Origin of the sequence: Streptomyces sp. NPDC047081 (assembly GCF_040643775.1) — a bacterium.
GTDB lineage: Bacteria > Actinomycetota > Actinomycetes > Streptomycetales > Streptomycetaceae > Streptomyces.
Map to the genome: position 1 here is coordinate 240,469 of NZ_JBEYUY010000004.1, position 16,971 is coordinate 257,439.

Genomic DNA, 16,971 nt, shown 5'->3' on the forward strand with positions numbered 1-16,971 from the left:
GTATGGCCGTTCGGGTATCAGGCCACCGTCACGGTGACCGGCGTACCCGCCTCGACCGTGCGGCTGACCGTGCACAGGCGGTCGTGGGAGGTCTTGACCGCCCGGGGCAGGATCGCGCGGGAGCGGTCTCCTTCGGGGCCGTCGGGGAAGGAGACGGTGAAGGTGACGGCGAGGCCGGTCATGCGGTTGCCGGCCTCGTCGGCGACCTTGTTGCCGGTCACCGTCACGGTGAACTCCGTGGGCTCCACGTGCCGGGCGGTGGCGACGTCCACGTCGGCCGCGGAGCAGCCGCCGAGCGCGGCGAGCAGCAGCTCGACCGGTGTGAAGTCGCTCCCGTCGCCGGTGCCGAATTCGATCGTGCCGCCGCGGGCGTTCTTCGCGGTGAAGTGGCCGGTGGCGGTCCGCCGGACGGTGACCGAGCGCAGCGTGTCGTCTGTCATGCCCCGACAGTAGTGTCGGGTGCCGCCGCACGCCTCCCGGGCGGCAAGGAGGCCGAGGTCACAGCCGCGGAGAGGGCAAGGTCACAACCCCTCCCCCTGCTGCTCCTTTGCGTCTCTGACCTAACATCCGAGCATGACGGTCCTGCCTGACGACGGGCTCGAGTTGGCCGGCGAGTTCCCTGACGTGTCCCACGAGCAGTGGCAGCGCCTCGTGGCGGGTGTCCTGCGCAAGTCGGGCAAGGACGTCGAGGGGGCCGCGGCCGAGGAAGCCCTGTCCACCGCGTTGGAGGACGGGTTGCGCACCCGTCCCCTGTACACCGCGCGCGATGCCGCGCCCGAGCCGGGCTTCCCGGGGTTCGCGCCCTTCGTGCGCGGCAGCCGCCCCGCGGGGAACACCACCGGCGGCTGGGACGTACGGCAGCGGCACGCGACCGCGGAGGGCGGCTCGGTCCTCGCCGACCTGGAGAACGGCGTCACCTCGCTGTGGCTGGTCGTCGGCGAGGGCGGCATCCCCGTCTCCTCGCTCGCCCGCGCCCTCGACGGCGTCTACCTCGACCTCGCGCCCGTCGCGCTCGACGCGGGCGCCGACTTCGAGCCCGCCGCCGAGGAGTTGCTGCGGCTGTACGAGGAGCGCGGCGTCGCCAAGGAGGCGGCCCGCGGCAGCCTCGGCGCCGACCCGCTCGGGCACGAGGCCCGCACCGGACAGTCGTACGCCTTCGCACCCGTGCTCGGGCTCGCCCGGCGGTGCGCCGAGGAGTACCCGGGGCTGCGCGCGCTGACGGTGGACGCGCTGCCGTACCACGAGGCCGGCGGTTCGGCCGCGCAGGAGCTGGGAGCCTCGCTCGCGACCGGTGTGGCGTATCTGCGGGAGCTCACCGAGGGTGGGCTGAGTGTCGAACAGGCCTGTGGCCTGCTGGACTTCCGGTACGCGGCCACCGCCGACCAGTTCCTGACCATCGCCAAGCTGCGGGCCGCACGCCGCCTGTGGGCGCGGGTCGCCGAGGCCTCGGGGGCCCCGGACGCGGGGGCGCAGGTGCAGCACGCGGTCACCTCGCCGGTGATGATGTCGCGCCGCGACCCGTGGGTGAACATGCTCCGCACGACGATCGCCACGCTGGCGGCCGGAGCGGGCGGCGCCGACGCGGTCACCGTGCTGCCCTTCGACGACGCCCTGGGCCTGCCGGACGCGTTCGCCCGGCGCATCGCCCGCAACACCTCGACGATCCTCATCGAGGAGTCGCACCTGGCCCGGGTGATCGACCCGGCGGGAGGCTCCTGGTACGTGGAGCGGCTCACCGACGAACTCGCCCACGCGGCTTGGGAGTTCTTCCGGCGGATCGAGCGACTGGGCGGCCAGGCGGCCGCGTTGCGCTCGGGCGAGCTCGGCCGGATCCTGGCCGACACCTGGGCGGAGCGCTCCAAGAAGCTCGCCAAGCGGCGCGAACCCATCACCGGCGTCAGCGAGTTCCCGTTCCTCGCGGAGAAGCCCGTGGTCCGCGAGAGCGCGCCCGAGCCGCGCTCCGGCGGTCTGCCGCGGGTGCGCCGCGACGAGGCGTTCGAGGAGCTGCGCGCCCGCTCCGACGCCCATCTGGCCGCGACCGGCTCCCGGCCGCGCGTCTTCCTGGCCGCGCTCGGCCCGGCCGCCGCGCACACCGCCCGGCTGACCTTCGCCTCGAACCTCTTCCAGGCGGGCGGCATCGAGCCCGTCACCGAGGGCACCTTCGAGGAGAGCGGCGCCACCGAGGCTGTGCTGTGCTCCAGCGACGCCCTGTACGAGGAGCAGGCCGAGTCGGTGGCCGCACAGCTCAAGGCCGCCGGCGCCGCGCACGTGCACCTCGCCGGGCGCCCCGCCGAGCATGCCGGTGTCGACTCGTACGTCTTCGCGGGCTGCGACGCCGTGGCCGTCCTGTCCGCCGCCCTCGACCGCATGGGAGTGTCCTGATGACCGCCCCTTCCGGCCCCTCCATCCCCGACTTCTCCGGGATCGAGCTGGGGACCCCGGCCGCGGCCGGAAACGCCGACGAGTGGCGTACGGCCGTCAAGCGGGCCGCCGGCGGGGACGACCTGCTCTGGGAGACCCCGGAGGGCATCCCGGTCAAGCCGCTGTACACCGGGCAGGACCTGGAGGGCCTCGACTTCCTGGACACCCGCCCGGGCGCGGCGCCGTACCTGCGCGGCCCGTACCCGACGATGTACGTCAACCAGCCGTGGACGATCCGGCAGTACGCCGGCTTCTCGACCGCCGAGGAGTCCAACGCGTTCTACCGCCGCAACCTCGCGGCCGGCCAGAAGGGCCTGTCGGTCGCCTTCGACCTGCCCACGCACCGCGGTTACGACAGCGACCATCCGCGCGTGACCGGTGACGTCGGCATGGCGGGCGTGGCCATCGACTCGATCTACGACATGCGGCAGCTGTTCGACGGCATCCCCCTCGACAAGATGACCGTGTCGATGACGATGAACGGCGCCGTGCTGCCGGTGCTCGCGCTCTACATCGTCGCCGCCGAGGAACAGGGCGTACCGCCCGAGAAGCTGGCCGGGACCATCCAGAACGACATCCTCAAGGAGTTCATGGTCCGCAACACGTACATCTATCCGCCGAAGCCGTCGATGCGGATCATCTCCGACATCTTCGCCTTCACCTCGCAGCGGATGCCCCGCTACAACTCCATCTCGATCTCCGGCTACCACATCCAAGAGGCGGGCGCGACGGCCGACTTGGAGCTGGCGTACACCCTCGCCGACGGCGTGGAGTACATCCGGGCCGGACGTGAAGCGGGCCTGGACGTCGACGCGTTCGCGCCCCGGCTCTCCTTCTTCTGGGCGATCGGCATGAACTTCTTCATGGAGATCGCCAAGCTCCGGGCGGCGCGGCTGCTGTGGGCGAAGCTGGTCAAGCAGTTCGACCCGCAGAACACCAAGTCCCTTTCCCTGCGCACCCATTCGCAGACCTCGGGCTGGTCGCTGACCGCGCAGGACGTCTTCAACAACGTCACGCGGACGTGTGTCGAGGCGATGGCGGCGACCCAGGGCCACACCCAGTCGCTGCACACCAACGCCCTCGACGAGGCGCTCGCGCTGCCCACCGACTTCTCCGCGCGCATCGCCCGCAACACCCAGCTCCTCCTCCAGCAGGAGTCCGGCACCACCCGGGTCATCGACCCGTGGGGCGGCAGCGCGTATGTGGAGAAGCTGACGTACGACCTCGCCCGCAAGGCCTGGCAGCACATCCAGGAGGTGGAGGCGGCGGGCGGCATGGCCAAGGCGATCGACGCCGGCATCCCCAAGCTGCGCATCGAGGAGGCCGCCGCCCGCACCCAGGCCCGTATCGACTCCGGGCGACAGCCGGTGATCGGCGTGAACAAGTACCGCGTGGAGAACGACGAGGCGATCGACGTCCTCAAGGTCGACAACTCCTCCGTGCGCGCCCAGCAGATCGAGAAGCTGCGGCGGCTGCGCGCGGAGCGGGACGAGACCGCCTGCCGGGACGCGCTCGACGCGCTGACCCGGGCGGCCGGCGGCGAGGGCAACCTGCTGGAGCTGGCGGTCGACGCGGCCCGCGCCAAGGCCACCGTCGGTGAGATCTCCGACGCCCTGGAGAAGGTGTACGGACGGCACGCGAGCCAGATCCGTACGATCTCCGGCGTGTACCGCAACGAAGCAGGCGAGTCCCCGACCGTGGACCGCACCCGTGCCCTGGTGGACGCCTTCGACGAGGCCGAGGGCCGGCGGCCGCGCATCCTGGTCGCCAAGATGGGCCAGGACGGCCACGACCGCGGCCAGAAGGTGATCGCGACCGCCTTCGCCGACCTCGGTTTCGACGTGGACGTCGGCCCGCTGTTCCAGACCCCCGCCGAGGTGGCCCGGCAGGCGGTCGAGGCGGACGTGCACATCGTCGGGGTGTCGTCGCTGGCCGCCGGGCACCTCACCCTCGTACCGGCGCTCAAGGAGGCGCTGGCCGATGAGGACCGCGCGGACATCATGATCGTGGTCGGCGGGGTCATCCCGCCGCAGGACGTGCCCACGCTCCTGGAGATGGGCGCCGCGGCCGTGTTCCCGCCCGGGACGGTGATCCCGGACGCGGCGTACGACCTGGTCCAGCGGCTGGCGGCCGACCTCGGGCACGACCTGTGATCGATGTCGACGCGTATGTGAAGGGCGTACTCGACGGGAAGCGGTCGGTGATCGCCCGCGCGATCACCCTCGTCGAGTCCACCCGCCCTCAACACCGCGCGCTGGCACAGGAGTTGCTCACCGAGCTGCTGCCGCACAGCGGGCGGGCCCGGCGGATCGGCGTCAGCGGGGTGCCGGGCGTGGGCAAGTCGACGTTCATCGACGCGTTCGGCACCATGCTGACCTCGCTGGGGCACCGGGTGGCGGTGCTCGCCGTGGACCCGTCGTCCAGCCGGACCGGCGGGTCGATCCTCGGCGACAAGACCCGCATGGAGCGCCTGGCGGTGGACCCGGCGGCCTTCGTCCGCCCCTCCCCCACCTCCGGCACGCTCGGCGGGGTCGCCAAGGCGACCCGTGAGTCGATGGTGGTGATGGAAGCGGCCGGCTACGACGTGGTCCTGGTCGAGACGGTCGGCGTCGGCCAGTCCGAGACCACGGTCGCCAACATGGTCGACTCCTTCCTGCTGCTCACCCTCGCCCGCACCGGCGACCAGCTCCAGGGCATCAAGAAGGGTGTCCTGGAGCTGGCCGACGTGATCGCCGTCAACAAGGCGGACGGTCCGCACCAGCGGGACGCCCAGGCGGCCGCGCGCGAACTGGCGGGCGCCCTGCGGCTGATGCACGGCAAGGACCCGGTCTGGACCCCGCCGGTGCTCAGCTGCAGCGGCCGAGAGTCGGCCGGCCTGGACACCGTCTGGGAGCGCCTCGAACAGCATCGCGCGCTCCTCGACTCCACCGGCCGCCTCACCGCGAAGCGCCGCGACCAGCAGGTCGACTGGACCTGGGCGATGGTCCGCGACGAGCTGCTGGGCCGGCTGCACGCGGATCCGGCCGTACGGGCCCTGGCGCCGGGCCTGGAGCAGGAGGTCAGGGAGGGCCGGCTGACGGCCACGCTGGCGGCCGAGCGGATCCTGGGCGCCCTCGGGAGCTCCTCGGCGGACTGAGGCCGGCTACTCCTCGTCCGCGGTGGTCACCGGGCGGGTCCGGCCGGGCTCCGGCGGCTCGCCCTGCTGCGCCCGGATGTGCAGCACGTCGCCGATGAACAGGTCGTACACCAGCACCCCGATCACCCCGCCGACCAGCGGCCCGACGATCGGAATCCAGAAGTAGTTGCTGAAGGCACCCGCCAGGGTGCCCGGCATCGCAAGGTCCTGCCACCCCGCCGCCCAGGTGAACAGGCGCGGACCGAGGTCGCGCGCGGGGTTGATGGCGTATCCGGCGTTGGCCCCGAAGGACATGCCGATGGCGGCGACCGCGAAGCCGACGAGCAGCGGGCCGAGGTTCGCCTTCACCGCGGTGTTGCGCAGGTCGATCAGGGCGGCGACCAGCATCACCAGGAAGGCGGTGCCGACGATCTGGTCGATCAGCGGCCCCCAGATCCCGCCGTGGAAGTACGGCGCGGGGAAGGTGGCGAAGATGGAGAACGTGGCGAGCGTGTGGCCGTTGGTCTTCGGGCCCTTCATCGCGTCGTCGAAGGTGTTGATGGCGTCGTGGTAGACGGCGTACACCAGCGCGGCCCCGGCGAACGCGCCGAGCAGCTGGGAGATCCAGTACGGGACGACCTTGGCCCAGGCGAACTTGCGGCGCACGGCGAACGCCAGCGTCACCGCCGGGTTGAGGTGGGCGCCGCTGACCCCGCCGGCCACGTACACGCCGAAGACCACGGCCATCGCCCAGCCCCAGGTGATCAGCAGCCAGTCGCCGGCGCCGAGGAAGAACGTCGTGGGCCCGGCGGTGCGGCCGGATCCGGGCAGTGCCGCGACCGCCATGGCCACCACACCGCAACCGAAGGAGATGAGGACGAAGGTCCCCAGGAACTCGGACAGGCATTCGCCCCACAGCCCGCCTCGGCGCCGGAGCCGGGACGGTTTCACCAGGGGAGGTATTTCCACGGCCATGACGGCCCCCTAGAGAGTGAGTCCGATCAGCACCCCCATCGTCCCTCGTCGGTGAACTGCTGACGAACTCTGGCTTTTCCTCTGGTCAGGAGCAGGTCAGAAAGCCCGGTGCGGCTCCCGGAGCTGCTTAGGATCGGCTGCGCCGCCTCGTTCGTACGACCTTTCAGGAGGCCCGGCGTGCCCGAAGCCGCGGTCGGCCACATACCACCCCCGCCGTCCCCGCACCGCAGGCGCACCGCACTGATCGTCGGCGCCGCCCTCGCGGTGGTGGCCGCGACAGTCACCGGGGTGCTGGTGACCAACGGCTCCAGCGGAAGCGCCCACCGCACGGCAGCCGCCGACGGGCTGCGGCACACCACCGTCGGCGTCACGTCCGCCGACTGCGGACGCGGCTGGACCCGGCCCGAACCGGGCCAACAGGTCTTCGACCTGCGCAACACCTCCGGCGCGCCCGCCGAGGTGTATCTGACCGACCCGAGGACGGGCGCGGTCTACGGCGAGGTCGAGGGGCTCGCGCCGGGCACCGTCCGCCCGCTGCGCGTGACGCTCGGCAACGGCACGTACGCCTTCAAGTGCCTGCCCGACGACGCGGACGCCGTCACCGGCCCGACCGTCCGCATCACCGGCGCGAAGGTGAAGAGCGGTCCGGCCGCCGTGCCGGCGACCCAGCAGGACCTCATCCCGCCGACCCTCGCGTACCAGAAGTGGATCCAGGCCCGCACGGTCGAGCTCGTGCGGAAGACCGACGTGCTGCGCGCCGCCGTCGACCGCGGGGACCTGGCCGCCGCGCGCGAGGCCTGGCTGCCGGCGCATCTCGTGTACGAGCGGATGGGCGCCGCCTACGGCACCTTCGGGGACGCCGACTCGGCCATCAACGGGACGACCGCCGGGCTCTCCGGCGGCGTCCACGACCCGGACTTCGCCGGGTTCCACCGCGTCGAGTACGGCCTGTGGCACGGCGAGTCGGCGAGTGGTCTGCGCGGGCCCGCCGACCGGCTCGACAAGGCCGTACAAGATCTGCGCGACAGCTGGCCCGATGAGCGGATGGACCCGGCCGACGTCGGTCTGCGCGCGCACGAGATCCTGGAGAACACCGTGCAGTTCGAGCTGACCGGCCGCACCGACTACGGCAGCGGCACCAACCTGGCCACCGCCCGCGCCAACCTGGACGGCACCCGGGTGCTCCTCGGTTGTCTGCACCCGCTGCTGAAGACCCGCGACGCCGGTCTGACCGGACTCGACTCCTGGCTGGACCGCGCGCAGCACACCCTCGACTCCTTCCACCACGGCGACAAATGGACGCCGCTGGCCCAACTCTCGCGCACGCAGCGGGAGAAGGTGGACTCCGACCTCGGCGAGCTGGTGGAGCGGCTGGCCGACGTGGCCGCCCTGACCGACGTACGGAGGACCGCGTGAAGTCCGCAGGAGTCGGCCGCCGGGGGTTCCTCACGGGTGCGGCCGCGGTCGCCGGGGCGGGCCTGGTGGCCGCCGATCACGGCGCCGCCTCCGCCGCGCCCGCCGAGGAGAGCACCCGGGTCTCCTTCCACGGCGCTCACCAGGCCGGGATCGTCACACCGGCGCCGCGGGCCACCGCCTTCCTCTCCTGCGACACGACCGCGGAGAACCGCGCCGAGCTGACCGAGCTGCTGCGCACGCTCACCGACCGGGCCCGGTTCCTCACCACCGGTGGCAGCCCGGACGAGCTCGGCATCACCGCACCGCCCGCCGACTCCGGCACCCTCGGCCCGGACCTGCCCGCCGACCGGCTGACCGTCACGGTCGGGGCGGGCGCCTCCCTCTTCGACGACCGCTACGGACTCGCCGCACGCAAGCCGCGTCGGCTCACCGCGATGCCTTCCTTCCCCGACGACGACCTGGACGCCGCCTGGTGCCACGGCGACCTCAGCGTGCAGTTCTGCGCCGGGACCTCGGACACCGTGCTGCACGCCGTACGGGACATCGCCCGGCACACCCGGGGCGGGATGCAGGTGCGCTGGCGGATGGACGGCTTCATCAGCCCGCCGCGCCCCTCCGGAACTCCGCGCAACCACATGGGATTCAAGGACGGCATCGCCAACCCGGACGTCACCAGCGGGCGTGAGATGGACCAGCTGGTGTGGGTGGGCGCGGACACCGGCGAGCCCGAGTGGGCGACCGGCGGCAGCTATCAAGTCGTACGCCTGATACGGATGTTGGTGGAGTTCTGGGACCGGGTCTCCATCACCGAGCAGGAGCGGATGTTCGGGCGGGCCCGGGACACCGGCGCACCGCTGGACGGGCGGCACGAGAAGGACACCCCGCAGTACACGCAGGACCCCAAGGGCGACGTCATCCCGCTGGACAGCCATATCCGGCTGGCCAACCCGCGTACGTCGGCCACCGCGGAGCAGCGCATCCTGCGCCGCGGCTACAACTACGACCGGGGCACGGACGCCAACGGCAACCTCGACATGGGGCTGCTGTTCTGCTGCTACCAGCAGGATCTGGCCCGGCAGTTCGAGACCGTGCAGAAGCGGCTCGCCGGGGAACCGCTCGTCGACTACATCTCCCCGTTCGGCGGCGGCTACTTCTTCGCGCTGCCCGGCGTGCGGGACGGCTCCGACTGGCTCGGCCGCACGCTGCTGACCTGAGTGCCGACAGGCTTCGGTCAAAGGCGCCTCAAAGGTCCATGAGAATCTCCTGACCCAACCTGAGGATGTCCTGACCGAACATTCGCACACCGGTCACTGCCATTCCCACGCCCCGCCGCGAGCATCGCGGAGGATCCGACGTGGCTGCCCCGGCCGGCGAGCCGGGGCGGCGGAACGCAGAGTTCGCAGTGTTCTCGGAAGGCGAGACAGCATGATCGGCACAGGAAGAACCCCCAGTGTGCGGCGCGGTCTGAGTCGTGTGGGCGCGCTGCTCGGCGCGACCGCGCTGGCCGCGGCGGGCGGCGCGGTCCCCGCGTCGGCGGCCCCGGCGCACGGCCACCCCGGCACCCGTACCACCACTCCGATCAAGCACCTGGTGGTGATCTACGACGAGAACGTCTCGTTCGACCACTACTTCGCCACCTACCCCCAGGCCGCCAACACCGACGGCACCAAGTTCAAGGCGGCGGCCCGCACCCCGAAGGCCGACAACCTCCTCAACGCCGGGCTGCTGACCAGGAACCCGAACCTGTACACGCCCAAGCGGCTGGCCGGTTCGCAGGCGATGACCTGCGACCAGAACCACTCGTACGGGCCCGAGCAGTACGCGGCCGACGGCGGCAAGGCCGACAAGTACGTCGAGAACACCGAGGTCAGCAAGTGCAGCGGCGGGCTGTTCGGCGAGCCCGGCCTGGTGATGGACTACTACGACGGCAACACCGTCACCGGCCTGTGGAACTACGCCCAGCAGTACGCGCTCAACGACCACTCGTTCAGCTCGGTCTACGGCCCCTCCACGCCCGGCGCGCTCAACCTGATCTCGGGTCAGACGCACGGCGTCGTCTCGGTGGACCCGGCCTCCGGCACCGAGAACCCGAAGCAGACGTCGACGCCGGACTCGTACACCGTCCTGTCCCCGAACGCCAAGGGCGTCGGCACGGTCGTCAACGACCCTGACCCGGCCTTCGACGACTGCTCGGACAAGGACCACACCGCCACCAGCGCGCTCGCGGTGATGCAGGGCAAGAACATCGGTGACCTGCTCAACTCCAAGGGTGTGAGCTGGGGTTGGTTCCAGGGCGGCTTCCGGCCCTCCACCGCGTGGGACGGCAAGAGCGGCGACTACGCGAAGTGCGACACCGCGCACACCAACATCGGCGGCGCGTCGGCGGTCGACTACAGCCCGCACCACTCGCCGTTCGAGTACTACAAGTCGACGTCCAACCCGCACCACCTGGCGCCGAAGAACGTCGCCGAGATCGGTCACAACGGGCGCGCCAACCACAACTACGACCTGACCGACTTCGACGCCGCTCTCAAGGCCGGGAACCTCCCCGCGGTCAGCTTCCTCAAGGCCGCCGAGTACCAGGACGGTCACGCCGGTTACTCCGACCCGACCGACGAGCAGCACTTCCTGGTCAAGGAGATCAACGCGCTGCAGCGGTCGCCGCAGTGGAAGTCCACCGCGGTCGTGGTCGCCTACGACGACTCCGACGGCTGGTACGACCACGTCACCTCGAACGTGCTCAACGGCTCGAAGGACTCGACGCTCGGCTCCAACAACAAGGCCCTCGACGGCCCGGCCTGCCAGTCGGGTCCGGCTCCCGCGGGCGGCTACGCGGACCGCTGCGGCCCCGGCACCCGGCAGCCGCTGCTGGTCATCTCCCCCTACAGCAAGGTGAATTCGGTCGACCACACCGCGACCGAGCAGGCGTCGATCACCCGGTTCATCGAGAACAACTGGCGCACCGGCCGCGTCGGCGACGCCTCCTTCGACCAGCGGGCGGGCAGCCTGACCGGCATGTTCGACTTCAAGCACCCCAACAACAAGCAGGTGCTGCTGAACTCGGACGGCTCGGTCAAGTCCGTGAAGCCGATCCCGCACCACTACGCGCAGACGGCGTCGTCGGCCTCCACCCACGCCCCGTACCCGGCGTACGTCCAGGACCTCAAGGCCCAGAACGTCGCCGCGAGCACCTCCACCTCCCCGGCCCTGCCGATCGCCCTGACCGCCGGTGTGGTCACCGCGGGGGCGGTCGCCACGGCCTTCACCCTGCGCCGCCGCAAGGCGCACACCACGGCCGGCTGACGACCGCCCGACCGAAGAACATCGTCGGCCCCGGCCTGGTGAAGGCCGGGGCCGTCGACTGTCTCGGCCAGGATGGGGGTACGACCCACCGAGCAGCGCCACCTCGTGACGCAGGGAGGCATCGATGTTCGTTCCTTTCGGAGCCCGCGATTTCCTGGACCGGGCCGCCATCGTCTACCCGGACCGCGTCGGCGTCGTCGACGAGCCGGACCAGCCGGCCGCCCCCTGGCAGGGGCTGACCTACCGCCGCGTGGCCGAGCTCGCCCGCGCCCAGGCCGCGGGGCTCGACGCGCTCGGTGTGCCGCACGGGGCGCGGGTCGGGGTGGTCTCGCACAACAGCGCACGGCTGCTGACCTCGTTCTTCGGCGTGTCCGGGTACGGGCGGGTGCTGGTGCCGGTGAACTTCCGGCTGTCGCCCGCCGAGGTGGAGTACATCGTCGGCCACTCCGGGTGCAGTGCGCTCCTGATCGACCCGGAACTCGCCGACCGGCTTTCGGGGATCGACTGCGAGCACACCTTCGTCATGGGACCGGAGTCCGACGAGCGGCTGTACGCCTTCGACGCCGAGCCGGTGCCGTGGAAGGCCGCGGAGGACGCCACCGCCACCATCAACTACACCAGCGGCACGACCGCGCGCCCCAAGGGCGTGCAGATCACGCACCGCAACATCTGGGTGAACGCGGTGACCTTCGCGCTGCACGCCGGCGTCACCGACCGGGACGTCTATCTGCACACCCTGCCGATGTTCCACGCCAACGGCTGGGGCATGCCCTTCGCGATGACCGCGCTCGGCGTGCGGCACATCGTCCTGCGCAAGGTGGACGGCGCGGAGATCCTGCGCCGGGTCGCCGAGCACGGCGTCACCGTGATGTGCGCGGCTCCCGCGGTCGTCAACGCCGTGCTCGCCGCCGCTGAGACCTGGCAGGGCGAGATCCCCGGCCGGGACCGGGTGCGGATCATCTGCGCGGGAGCGCCCCCGCCGACCCGGACCATCGCACGTGTGGAGGAGGAGCTCGGCTGGGAGTTCATCCAGATCTACGGCCTCACCGAGACGTCACCGCTGCTCACGATCAACCGCGGCCGCGAGGAGTGGGACGGCCTGGACACCTGGGAGCGCGCGGAGAAGCTCGGCCGGGCCGGTGCGCCCGCCTTCGGGGCCACCCTGCGGGTCTCCGACTCCGGCGAGGTGCTCGCCCGCTCCAACGTCGTGATGGAGGGCTACTGGCAGCAGCCCGAGGAGTCGGCCGAGGCGCTGGAGGACGGCTGGTTCCACACCGGGGACGGCGGGACGATCGCCGACGACGGCTATCTCACGATCAGCGACCGCAAGAAGGACGTCATCATCACCGGCGGCGAGAACGTCTCCTCGATCGAGGTCGAGGACGTGCTGTTCAGCCACCCCGGGGTCGCCGAGGTCGCCGTGATCGGCGTCCCGGACGAGAAGTGGGGCGAGACGATCAAGGCCCTGGTCGTCCTCGCCCCGGGTGCCGAGGTCACCGAGCCCGAGCTCATCACGTACTGCAAGGAGCGTCTCGCCGGCTTCAAGGCTCCGACCTCGGTCGAGTTCCGCACCGCCCTGGAGCGCACGGCCACCGGCAAACTCCAGAAGTACAAGCTGCGCGAGCCCTATTGGAAGGGGCATGAGCGCAAAGTGAATTGACGGTACGTCAGTCAGACACGACGCCCGTGCCGGCGAGCACCGCCGCCAGCGCGGAGTCGGGCTCGATGCGGTAGTCCTCCCCCATCATCAGCCGGTGCGCCGCGAGGATGTGGTCCCGTGTCGCGGCGACCACGGCGTCCGCGTCGCGTCGCTCGCAGGCGGCCAGGATCGCCTCGTGGTGCCGGCCGGCCGGGCTGTGCCGGAGGTCGAAGTGCATCCGGATGCGCTCGGCCTGGCCCGCGAGGCTCTCGATCGTGCGCAGCAGCACCGCCGAGTCCGCCCGCTGGTAGAGCGCCATGTGGAAGCGGCGGTTGAGCTCGTTGAACTCCCGCTCGGGGTGCTCGCCCGCGAGGGCCCGCTGGAGCTGCTCGTGCGCGGCACGCATCTCGGCGATGTCCGCGTCCGCCAGTCTCGGTACGGCGACCCGGGCGGCCAGCGTCTCCAGGTGGATCCGGAGCGCGGCGACCTCCTCGGCCAGCCGCCGGTCGAGCTCGGCGACCACGACCCCGCGGTAGGGCAGCCGCCGTACCAGGCCGGCGCTGTCCAGCTGGAGGATCGCCTCGCGGACCGGGGTGCGGCTCAGGCCCAGGCTGGTGGCGATCTCGGTCGGGTCGAGCCGGTCCCCCGGGGCCAGTTCGCCGGACACGATGCGCTCCTGGAGGTGCTCGAACACCAGGTCGGCCGCGCGCCGCTGGATGCTGGGCATACCCACCCGCTCCTTCGTTCTTCCTGATCGGTCTACCTGATCGATCCCGCACAACCTAGCCGCTCGGGCTTGTCTGTACAGAATATCCAATGTTCAATGTCCAGCACATTGGATGCGCCACCTCGCTCGTGCAGCCTGCTCCCGGAGGCCTCGTGACCACGTTCCTCACCGATGCCGACGTCCGATCGGCCTTCACCTGGGCCGATGCCATCGCCGCCCTGCGCACCGCGCACGCCGCGCCGCCCGATGAGTCCCGCTTCCCTCCCCGTGGCATGGCGCGCGGCGAGGGGCTCTGGCTGCGGACGCTGAGCGGGGTGCCGGCCGACGGTGCTCCGATGGGCGCCAAGCTGATCGCCGCGTCGCTCCGACACCGACGGGCGTCGTATCTGATCCCCCTCTTCGACCAGGAGACGACCGAGCTGCTGGCGCTGCTGGACGGGCACTCGATCACCGGCTTCCGCACGGCGGCGACCTCGGCGCTCGCCGCCGACCTGCTCGCGCAGGAGGGCCCGTTGCGGGTTGGGGTGATCGGTTCCGGTTTCGAGGCGCGGATGCACGTCCGTGCTCTGGCGGCGATACGTCCCCTGGTGTCGGTGACGGTCTTCAGCCCCAACCCGGCCAGCCGCACCCGCTTCACTGGGCAACTCAGCGATCTGGACGTGCGGTTGGAGACGGCGGACAGCGCGCCGGCCGCGGTCGAGGGCGCCGATGTGGTGCTGTGCGCGGCCCGCTCCCGGGACGAGCGGCCGACCCTGCGCCAGGCCCCGCCCGGGGCCACGGTGATCTCCGTCGGCTCCACGCTTCCCGAGCAGCGCGAGCTCGGCGTGGAGGTGATCGAGCGGGCCTCGTCGATCGTCGCCGACGTGCCGGACGAGGTCGCGCACGACACGGGCGACCTGCTCGCCGCGAAGGAGGCGGGCGTGGACTTCGCCGGGAAGCTGGTCGCGCTGGCCGACGTCGTCGCAGGGCGGGCCCCAGGTCGTCCGGCTCACGACCCGGACGCCGTGGTGGTCTACAAGTCCGTCGGCTCGGCCGCGCAGGATCTCGCGGTCGCCGCGATGTGCGTACGCCGGGCCGCCGAGCTGTCCCTCGGCACCGAACTGCCGGTCACCCTCTCCCCCGTAGCGAAGTGAGCCCGTCCATGCAGCGCGAACTCGACGACCCGTCCCTCCTCCCGCAAGGCCGCCGCCTACGTCGACGCGGCGCATCGGGCGCTGCCGGGCTGGCGGGGGCGGGCGGCCAAGGAGCGGTCGCGTGTGCTGCGAGTGACGGAGTATGCCGGGGCTCTGGCACGGCTGATCGTGCTGGAGGAGGGCAAGCCGTACGCGGAGGCGGTGGCGCCCGAGGTGTCCCGGCGGATCGTCGTGCTCAAGGAACCCGTCGGGGTGTGCGCGGCGATCACGTCGTGGAAGTTCCCCGCCGCGATGATCACCCGCAAGGCGGGCCCGGCCCTCGCCGCCGACTGCACGATGATCCTCAAACCGGCCGAACAGCCCCCGCTGACCGCGCTCGCGCCGGCATCGGACGTGAGGGCTCGGTGCACAGCATCGACGAATTCCTGGAACTCAAGTACCTCGCCTGGGAAGGCGCGGGAACCCCCACCACTGTCTGAAAGGAAGGGCTCATGGCCCGCTACACCCGCGCCGAGGCCCGTGACTGGGCCCGTGAGAACCTCGTCGGCGTCGTCAACTGCACCATCCCGTCGTTCACGAGTGACCTGAAGGCCATCAACGAGAAGGCGATACGCCACGACACCCGCCTCGCGATCGAGCACGGCTTCATGGGCACCCTCAGTGTCTCCGAGGTCGCCATCCAACTCCCCGAGTACGTCGACTTCCTGAGGATCATCAAGGACGAGGCCGGCGACCGGCTGCTGCTGACCCACCACGCGAGTTGGAGCACCCTGGAGCAGAACATCGAGGCGGTACGAGGCGCCGAGGAGGCCGGTGCCGAACTCGTCCTCCTGTCCTACCCGCCTAACTTCTACCCGGAGTCCGAGCAGGACATCTACGACTACACCAAGGCCGTGTGCGACGCGACGAACCTCGCGGTCATGCTCTTCCCCATGTACCTGTGGGGCTTCAGCCCGCGCATCCACCCCTCCGACATCCCCGTAAGTCTGCTCCGGCGCCTGATCGACGACTGCCCCAACATCGCGGCGATCAAGGCGGAGGGCGGGTTCCCGAGCATCCAGAGCGTCGTCGAGTGTCACCGGCACTTCGGCGACGAGGTGGTCATCTCCATGCCGATCGAGGGCGAGTTGATCCCGCTGTCGCAGATCATGCCCCTTCAGTTCTCGGCCACCAGCGACCACGAGTACTACGGCCCGGTGATCCCGCGCGTCTTCCAGCTCCTGCGCGAGGGCAAGTACGACGACGCGGCCGACGTCTACTGGCAGCTGCACCCCGCCCGGAAGATCAAGGCGGGGCTCGCCCCGGCGCTGCACGGCGGCGCGTTCATCAACCGCCAGGCGTGGAAGTTCCAGGGCTGGCTGCAGGGCTACAACGGCGGCCCGCTGCGCCAGCCCACCCAGCGCATCCACGACGCCCAGATGACCGCCCTGCGCAAGGGACTTGTCGACGCGGGCCTGGAGCCGAGCATGGACCCGTTCCGCGAGTTCTTCGTCGGACGCAACCCGGTCTGAGGCGGTCGGGAACGCCGGTCAGAGGGTGAGCAGTTCCTCGTGGAAGCCTCCGAACTGCCGCTCCCTGTCCACGAGATGGATCTCCAGGATCCAGTGGCAGCGCCGCCCGGCCTTGTCGGTGCGCCGCAGCGGGGTCTCGTTGGCGGGCGTGATGTACGACTCGACGTCCGCGCCGTCGATCCACTCGTGCGGGAACTCCCCCACCAGGTGCCCGGCATGCCATCCGCCCAGCTCCCAGCCCGCGTCGGCGGCAAGCCGCTCGACCTCGGCGTACAGCCGCTTGCCCGTGATGTCCGGGTCGCTGTCGAAGAAGCTGCGGCCCGCCGCGAACACCTCGGGCAGGTCGGCGCGCAGCCGGTGCTTGACCGGGTCGTCGCCGAGGACGAAGGTGCGGCCGAAGTCGGCCTCGTACTCCTCGAAGATGGGACCGAAGTCGGCGAAGACGATGTCGTCCGCGCCGATGACCCGGTCCGGCGGGTTCTCCCGGTACGGCGCAAGGGTGTTGGGGCCGGAGCGCACGATCCGCTTGTGCCAGTGCCGGGTCGTGCCGAACAGCTCGTTCGCCAGGTCGCGGATGCGGTCGCTCACCGCGCGCTCGCCCTCGCCGGGCGCCACGAGTCCGCGCTGTTCGATCTCGGTGAAGAGCCGGGCGGCCTTGGCCTGGGCGTCCAACAGGCACGCGGCGCGGGTGGGTTCGTCGTCGGTCATGGCCGAGTCCTATCAACTCTGGT

Annotated in this window: 14 protein-coding genes; 10 read left to right on the forward strand and 4 right to left on the reverse strand. The window is 71.2% G+C overall.

What is annotated here, in order from left to right:
• Positions 1 to 17: 17 nt before the first annotated feature.
• Positions 18 to 440: an OsmC family protein gene (locus tag ABZ848_RS09495; protein ID WP_360827919.1), complete on the reverse strand. Its 423-nt coding sequence runs from the start codon at positions 438 to 440 to the stop codon at positions 18 to 20.
• Positions 441 to 573: 133 nt separating this feature from the next.
• Between ABZ848_RS09495 and ABZ848_RS09500 the strand changes: the two genes are divergently transcribed.
• From ABZ848_RS09500 to meaB, 3 genes are read left to right on the forward strand one after another with little or no spacing between them, the layout of a single operon-like run.
• The gene (locus ABZ848_RS09500; protein WP_360827921.1) at positions 574 to 2,382 is read left to right on the forward strand and encodes a methylmalonyl-CoA mutase family protein; all 1,809 of its coding nucleotides are present in this window, start codon (positions 574 to 576) and stop codon (positions 2,380 to 2,382) included.
• Positions 2,382 to 4,574 carry a methylmalonyl-CoA mutase gene (gene scpA / locus ABZ848_RS09505; RefSeq protein ID WP_360827924.1) on the forward strand — a complete coding sequence of 731 codons (2,193 nt, stop codon included), beginning with the start codon at positions 2,382 to 2,384 and terminating at the stop codon, positions 4,572 to 4,574. The genes ABZ848_RS09500 and scpA overlap by 1 nt, the downstream gene beginning before the upstream one ends.
• Positions 4,571 to 5,557 carry a methylmalonyl Co-A mutase-associated GTPase MeaB gene (meaB, locus tag ABZ848_RS09510; RefSeq protein ID WP_360827927.1) on the forward strand — a complete coding sequence of 329 codons (987 nt, stop codon included), beginning with the start codon at positions 4,571 to 4,573 and terminating at the stop codon, positions 5,555 to 5,557. The genes scpA and meaB overlap by 4 nt, the downstream gene beginning before the upstream one ends.
• A 6-nt stretch (positions 5,558 to 5,563) precedes the next feature.
• On the opposite strand, the gene ABZ848_RS09515 is transcribed toward meaB, so the two are convergent.
• The gene (locus ABZ848_RS09515; RefSeq protein ID WP_360827930.1) at positions 5,564 to 6,511 is read right to left on the reverse strand and encodes an MIP/aquaporin family protein; all 948 of its coding nucleotides are present in this window, start codon (positions 6,509 to 6,511) and stop codon (positions 5,564 to 5,566) included.
• 177 nt (positions 6,512 to 6,688) lie between these two features.
• Here ABZ848_RS09515 and ABZ848_RS09520 point away from each other — a divergent pair, with 177 nt between their 5' ends.
• From ABZ848_RS09520 to ABZ848_RS09535, 4 genes are all read left to right on the forward strand, one after another.
• Positions 6,689 to 7,927 (forward strand): EfeM/EfeO family lipoprotein, encoded by a 1,239-nt coding sequence (locus ABZ848_RS09520; RefSeq protein WP_360827933.1) that lies wholly within the window; start codon positions 6,689 to 6,691, stop codon positions 7,925 to 7,927.
• A complete protein-coding gene (efeB, locus tag ABZ848_RS09525) occupies positions 7,924 to 9,141 on the forward strand; it encodes an iron uptake transporter deferrochelatase/peroxidase subunit (RefSeq protein WP_360827936.1) in 1,218 nt (405 codons plus the stop codon). Before ABZ848_RS09520 ends, efeB begins: the two co-directional genes overlap by 4 nt.
• A gap of 211 nt (positions 9,142 to 9,352) precedes the next feature.
• The gene (locus ABZ848_RS09530) at positions 9,353 to 11,230 is read left to right on the forward strand and encodes an alkaline phosphatase family protein (RefSeq protein WP_360827938.1); all 1,878 of its coding nucleotides are present in this window, start codon (positions 9,353 to 9,355) and stop codon (positions 11,228 to 11,230) included.
• Between the two features lie 124 nt (positions 11,231 to 11,354).
• Positions 11,355 to 12,890 (forward strand): AMP-binding protein, encoded by a 1,536-nt coding sequence (locus tag ABZ848_RS09535; protein ID WP_360827941.1) that lies wholly within the window; start codon positions 11,355 to 11,357, stop codon positions 12,888 to 12,890.
• Positions 12,891 to 12,897: 7 nt separating this feature from the next.
• Here the strand turns inward: ABZ848_RS09535 and ABZ848_RS09540 are convergent, their stop codons facing one another.
• A complete protein-coding gene (locus ABZ848_RS09540) occupies positions 12,898 to 13,596 on the reverse strand; it encodes a GntR family transcriptional regulator (protein ID WP_360827944.1) in 699 nt (232 codons plus the stop codon).
• 152 nt (positions 13,597 to 13,748) lie between these two features.
• Between ABZ848_RS09540 and ABZ848_RS09545 the strand changes: the two genes are divergently transcribed.
• The 3 genes from ABZ848_RS09545 (at position 13,749) to ABZ848_RS09555 (ending at position 16,240) form a co-directional block, all read left to right on the forward strand.
• Positions 13,749 to 14,729: an ornithine cyclodeaminase family protein gene (locus tag ABZ848_RS09545; protein ID WP_360827947.1), complete on the forward strand. Its 981-nt coding sequence runs from the start codon at positions 13,749 to 13,751 to the stop codon at positions 14,727 to 14,729.
• Positions 14,730 to 14,810: 81 nt separating this feature from the next.
• The gene (locus ABZ848_RS09550) at positions 14,811 to 15,317 is read left to right on the forward strand and encodes an aldehyde dehydrogenase family protein (protein ID WP_360828619.1); all 507 of its coding nucleotides are present in this window, start codon (positions 14,811 to 14,813) and stop codon (positions 15,315 to 15,317) included.
• Positions 15,221 to 16,240 (forward strand): dihydrodipicolinate synthase family protein, encoded by a 1,020-nt coding sequence (locus ABZ848_RS09555; RefSeq protein WP_360827950.1) that lies wholly within the window; start codon positions 15,221 to 15,223, stop codon positions 16,238 to 16,240. The genes ABZ848_RS09550 and ABZ848_RS09555 overlap by 97 nt, the downstream gene beginning before the upstream one ends.
• Positions 16,241 to 16,258: 18 nt before the next feature.
• On the opposite strand, the gene ABZ848_RS09560 is transcribed toward ABZ848_RS09555, so the two are convergent.
• Positions 16,259 to 16,948 carry a M24 family metallopeptidase gene (locus tag ABZ848_RS09560; protein ID WP_360827952.1) on the reverse strand — a complete coding sequence of 230 codons (690 nt, stop codon included), beginning with the start codon at positions 16,946 to 16,948 and terminating at the stop codon, positions 16,259 to 16,261.
• Between the last annotated feature and the right edge of the window lie 23 nt (positions 16,949 to 16,971).

Excerpts from the sequence above, each read along its gene's own strand:
- ABZ848_RS09540 (WP_360827944.1), bottom strand. The coding sequence starts at position 13,596 with ATGCCCAGCATCCAGCGGCGCGCGGCCGACCTGGTGTTCGAGCACCTC.
- ABZ848_RS09515 (WP_360827930.1), bottom strand. The coding sequence starts at position 6,511 with ATGGCCGTGGAAATACCTCCCCTGGTGAAACCGTCCCGGCTCCGGCGC.
- scpA (WP_360827924.1), top strand. The coding sequence starts at position 2,382 with ATGACCGCCCCTTCCGGCCCCTCCATCCCCGACTTCTCCGGGATCGAG.
- ABZ848_RS09535 (WP_360827941.1), top strand. The coding sequence starts at position 11,355 with ATGTTCGTTCCTTTCGGAGCCCGCGATTTCCTGGACCGGGCCGCCATC.
- ABZ848_RS09495 (WP_360827919.1), bottom strand. The coding sequence starts at position 440 with ATGACAGACGACACGCTGCGCTCGGTCACCGTCCGGCGGACCGCCACC.
- ABZ848_RS09500 (WP_360827921.1), top strand. The coding sequence starts at position 574 with ATGACGGTCCTGCCTGACGACGGGCTCGAGTTGGCCGGCGAGTTCCCT.
- ABZ848_RS09530 (WP_360827938.1), top strand. The coding sequence starts at position 9,353 with ATGATCGGCACAGGAAGAACCCCCAGTGTGCGGCGCGGTCTGAGTCGT.
- ABZ848_RS09560 (WP_360827952.1), bottom strand. The coding sequence starts at position 16,948 with ATGACCGACGACGAACCCACCCGCGCCGCGTGCCTGTTGGACGCCCAG.
- ABZ848_RS09555 (WP_360827950.1), top strand. The coding sequence starts at position 15,221 with ATGGCCCGCTACACCCGCGCCGAGGCCCGTGACTGGGCCCGTGAGAAC.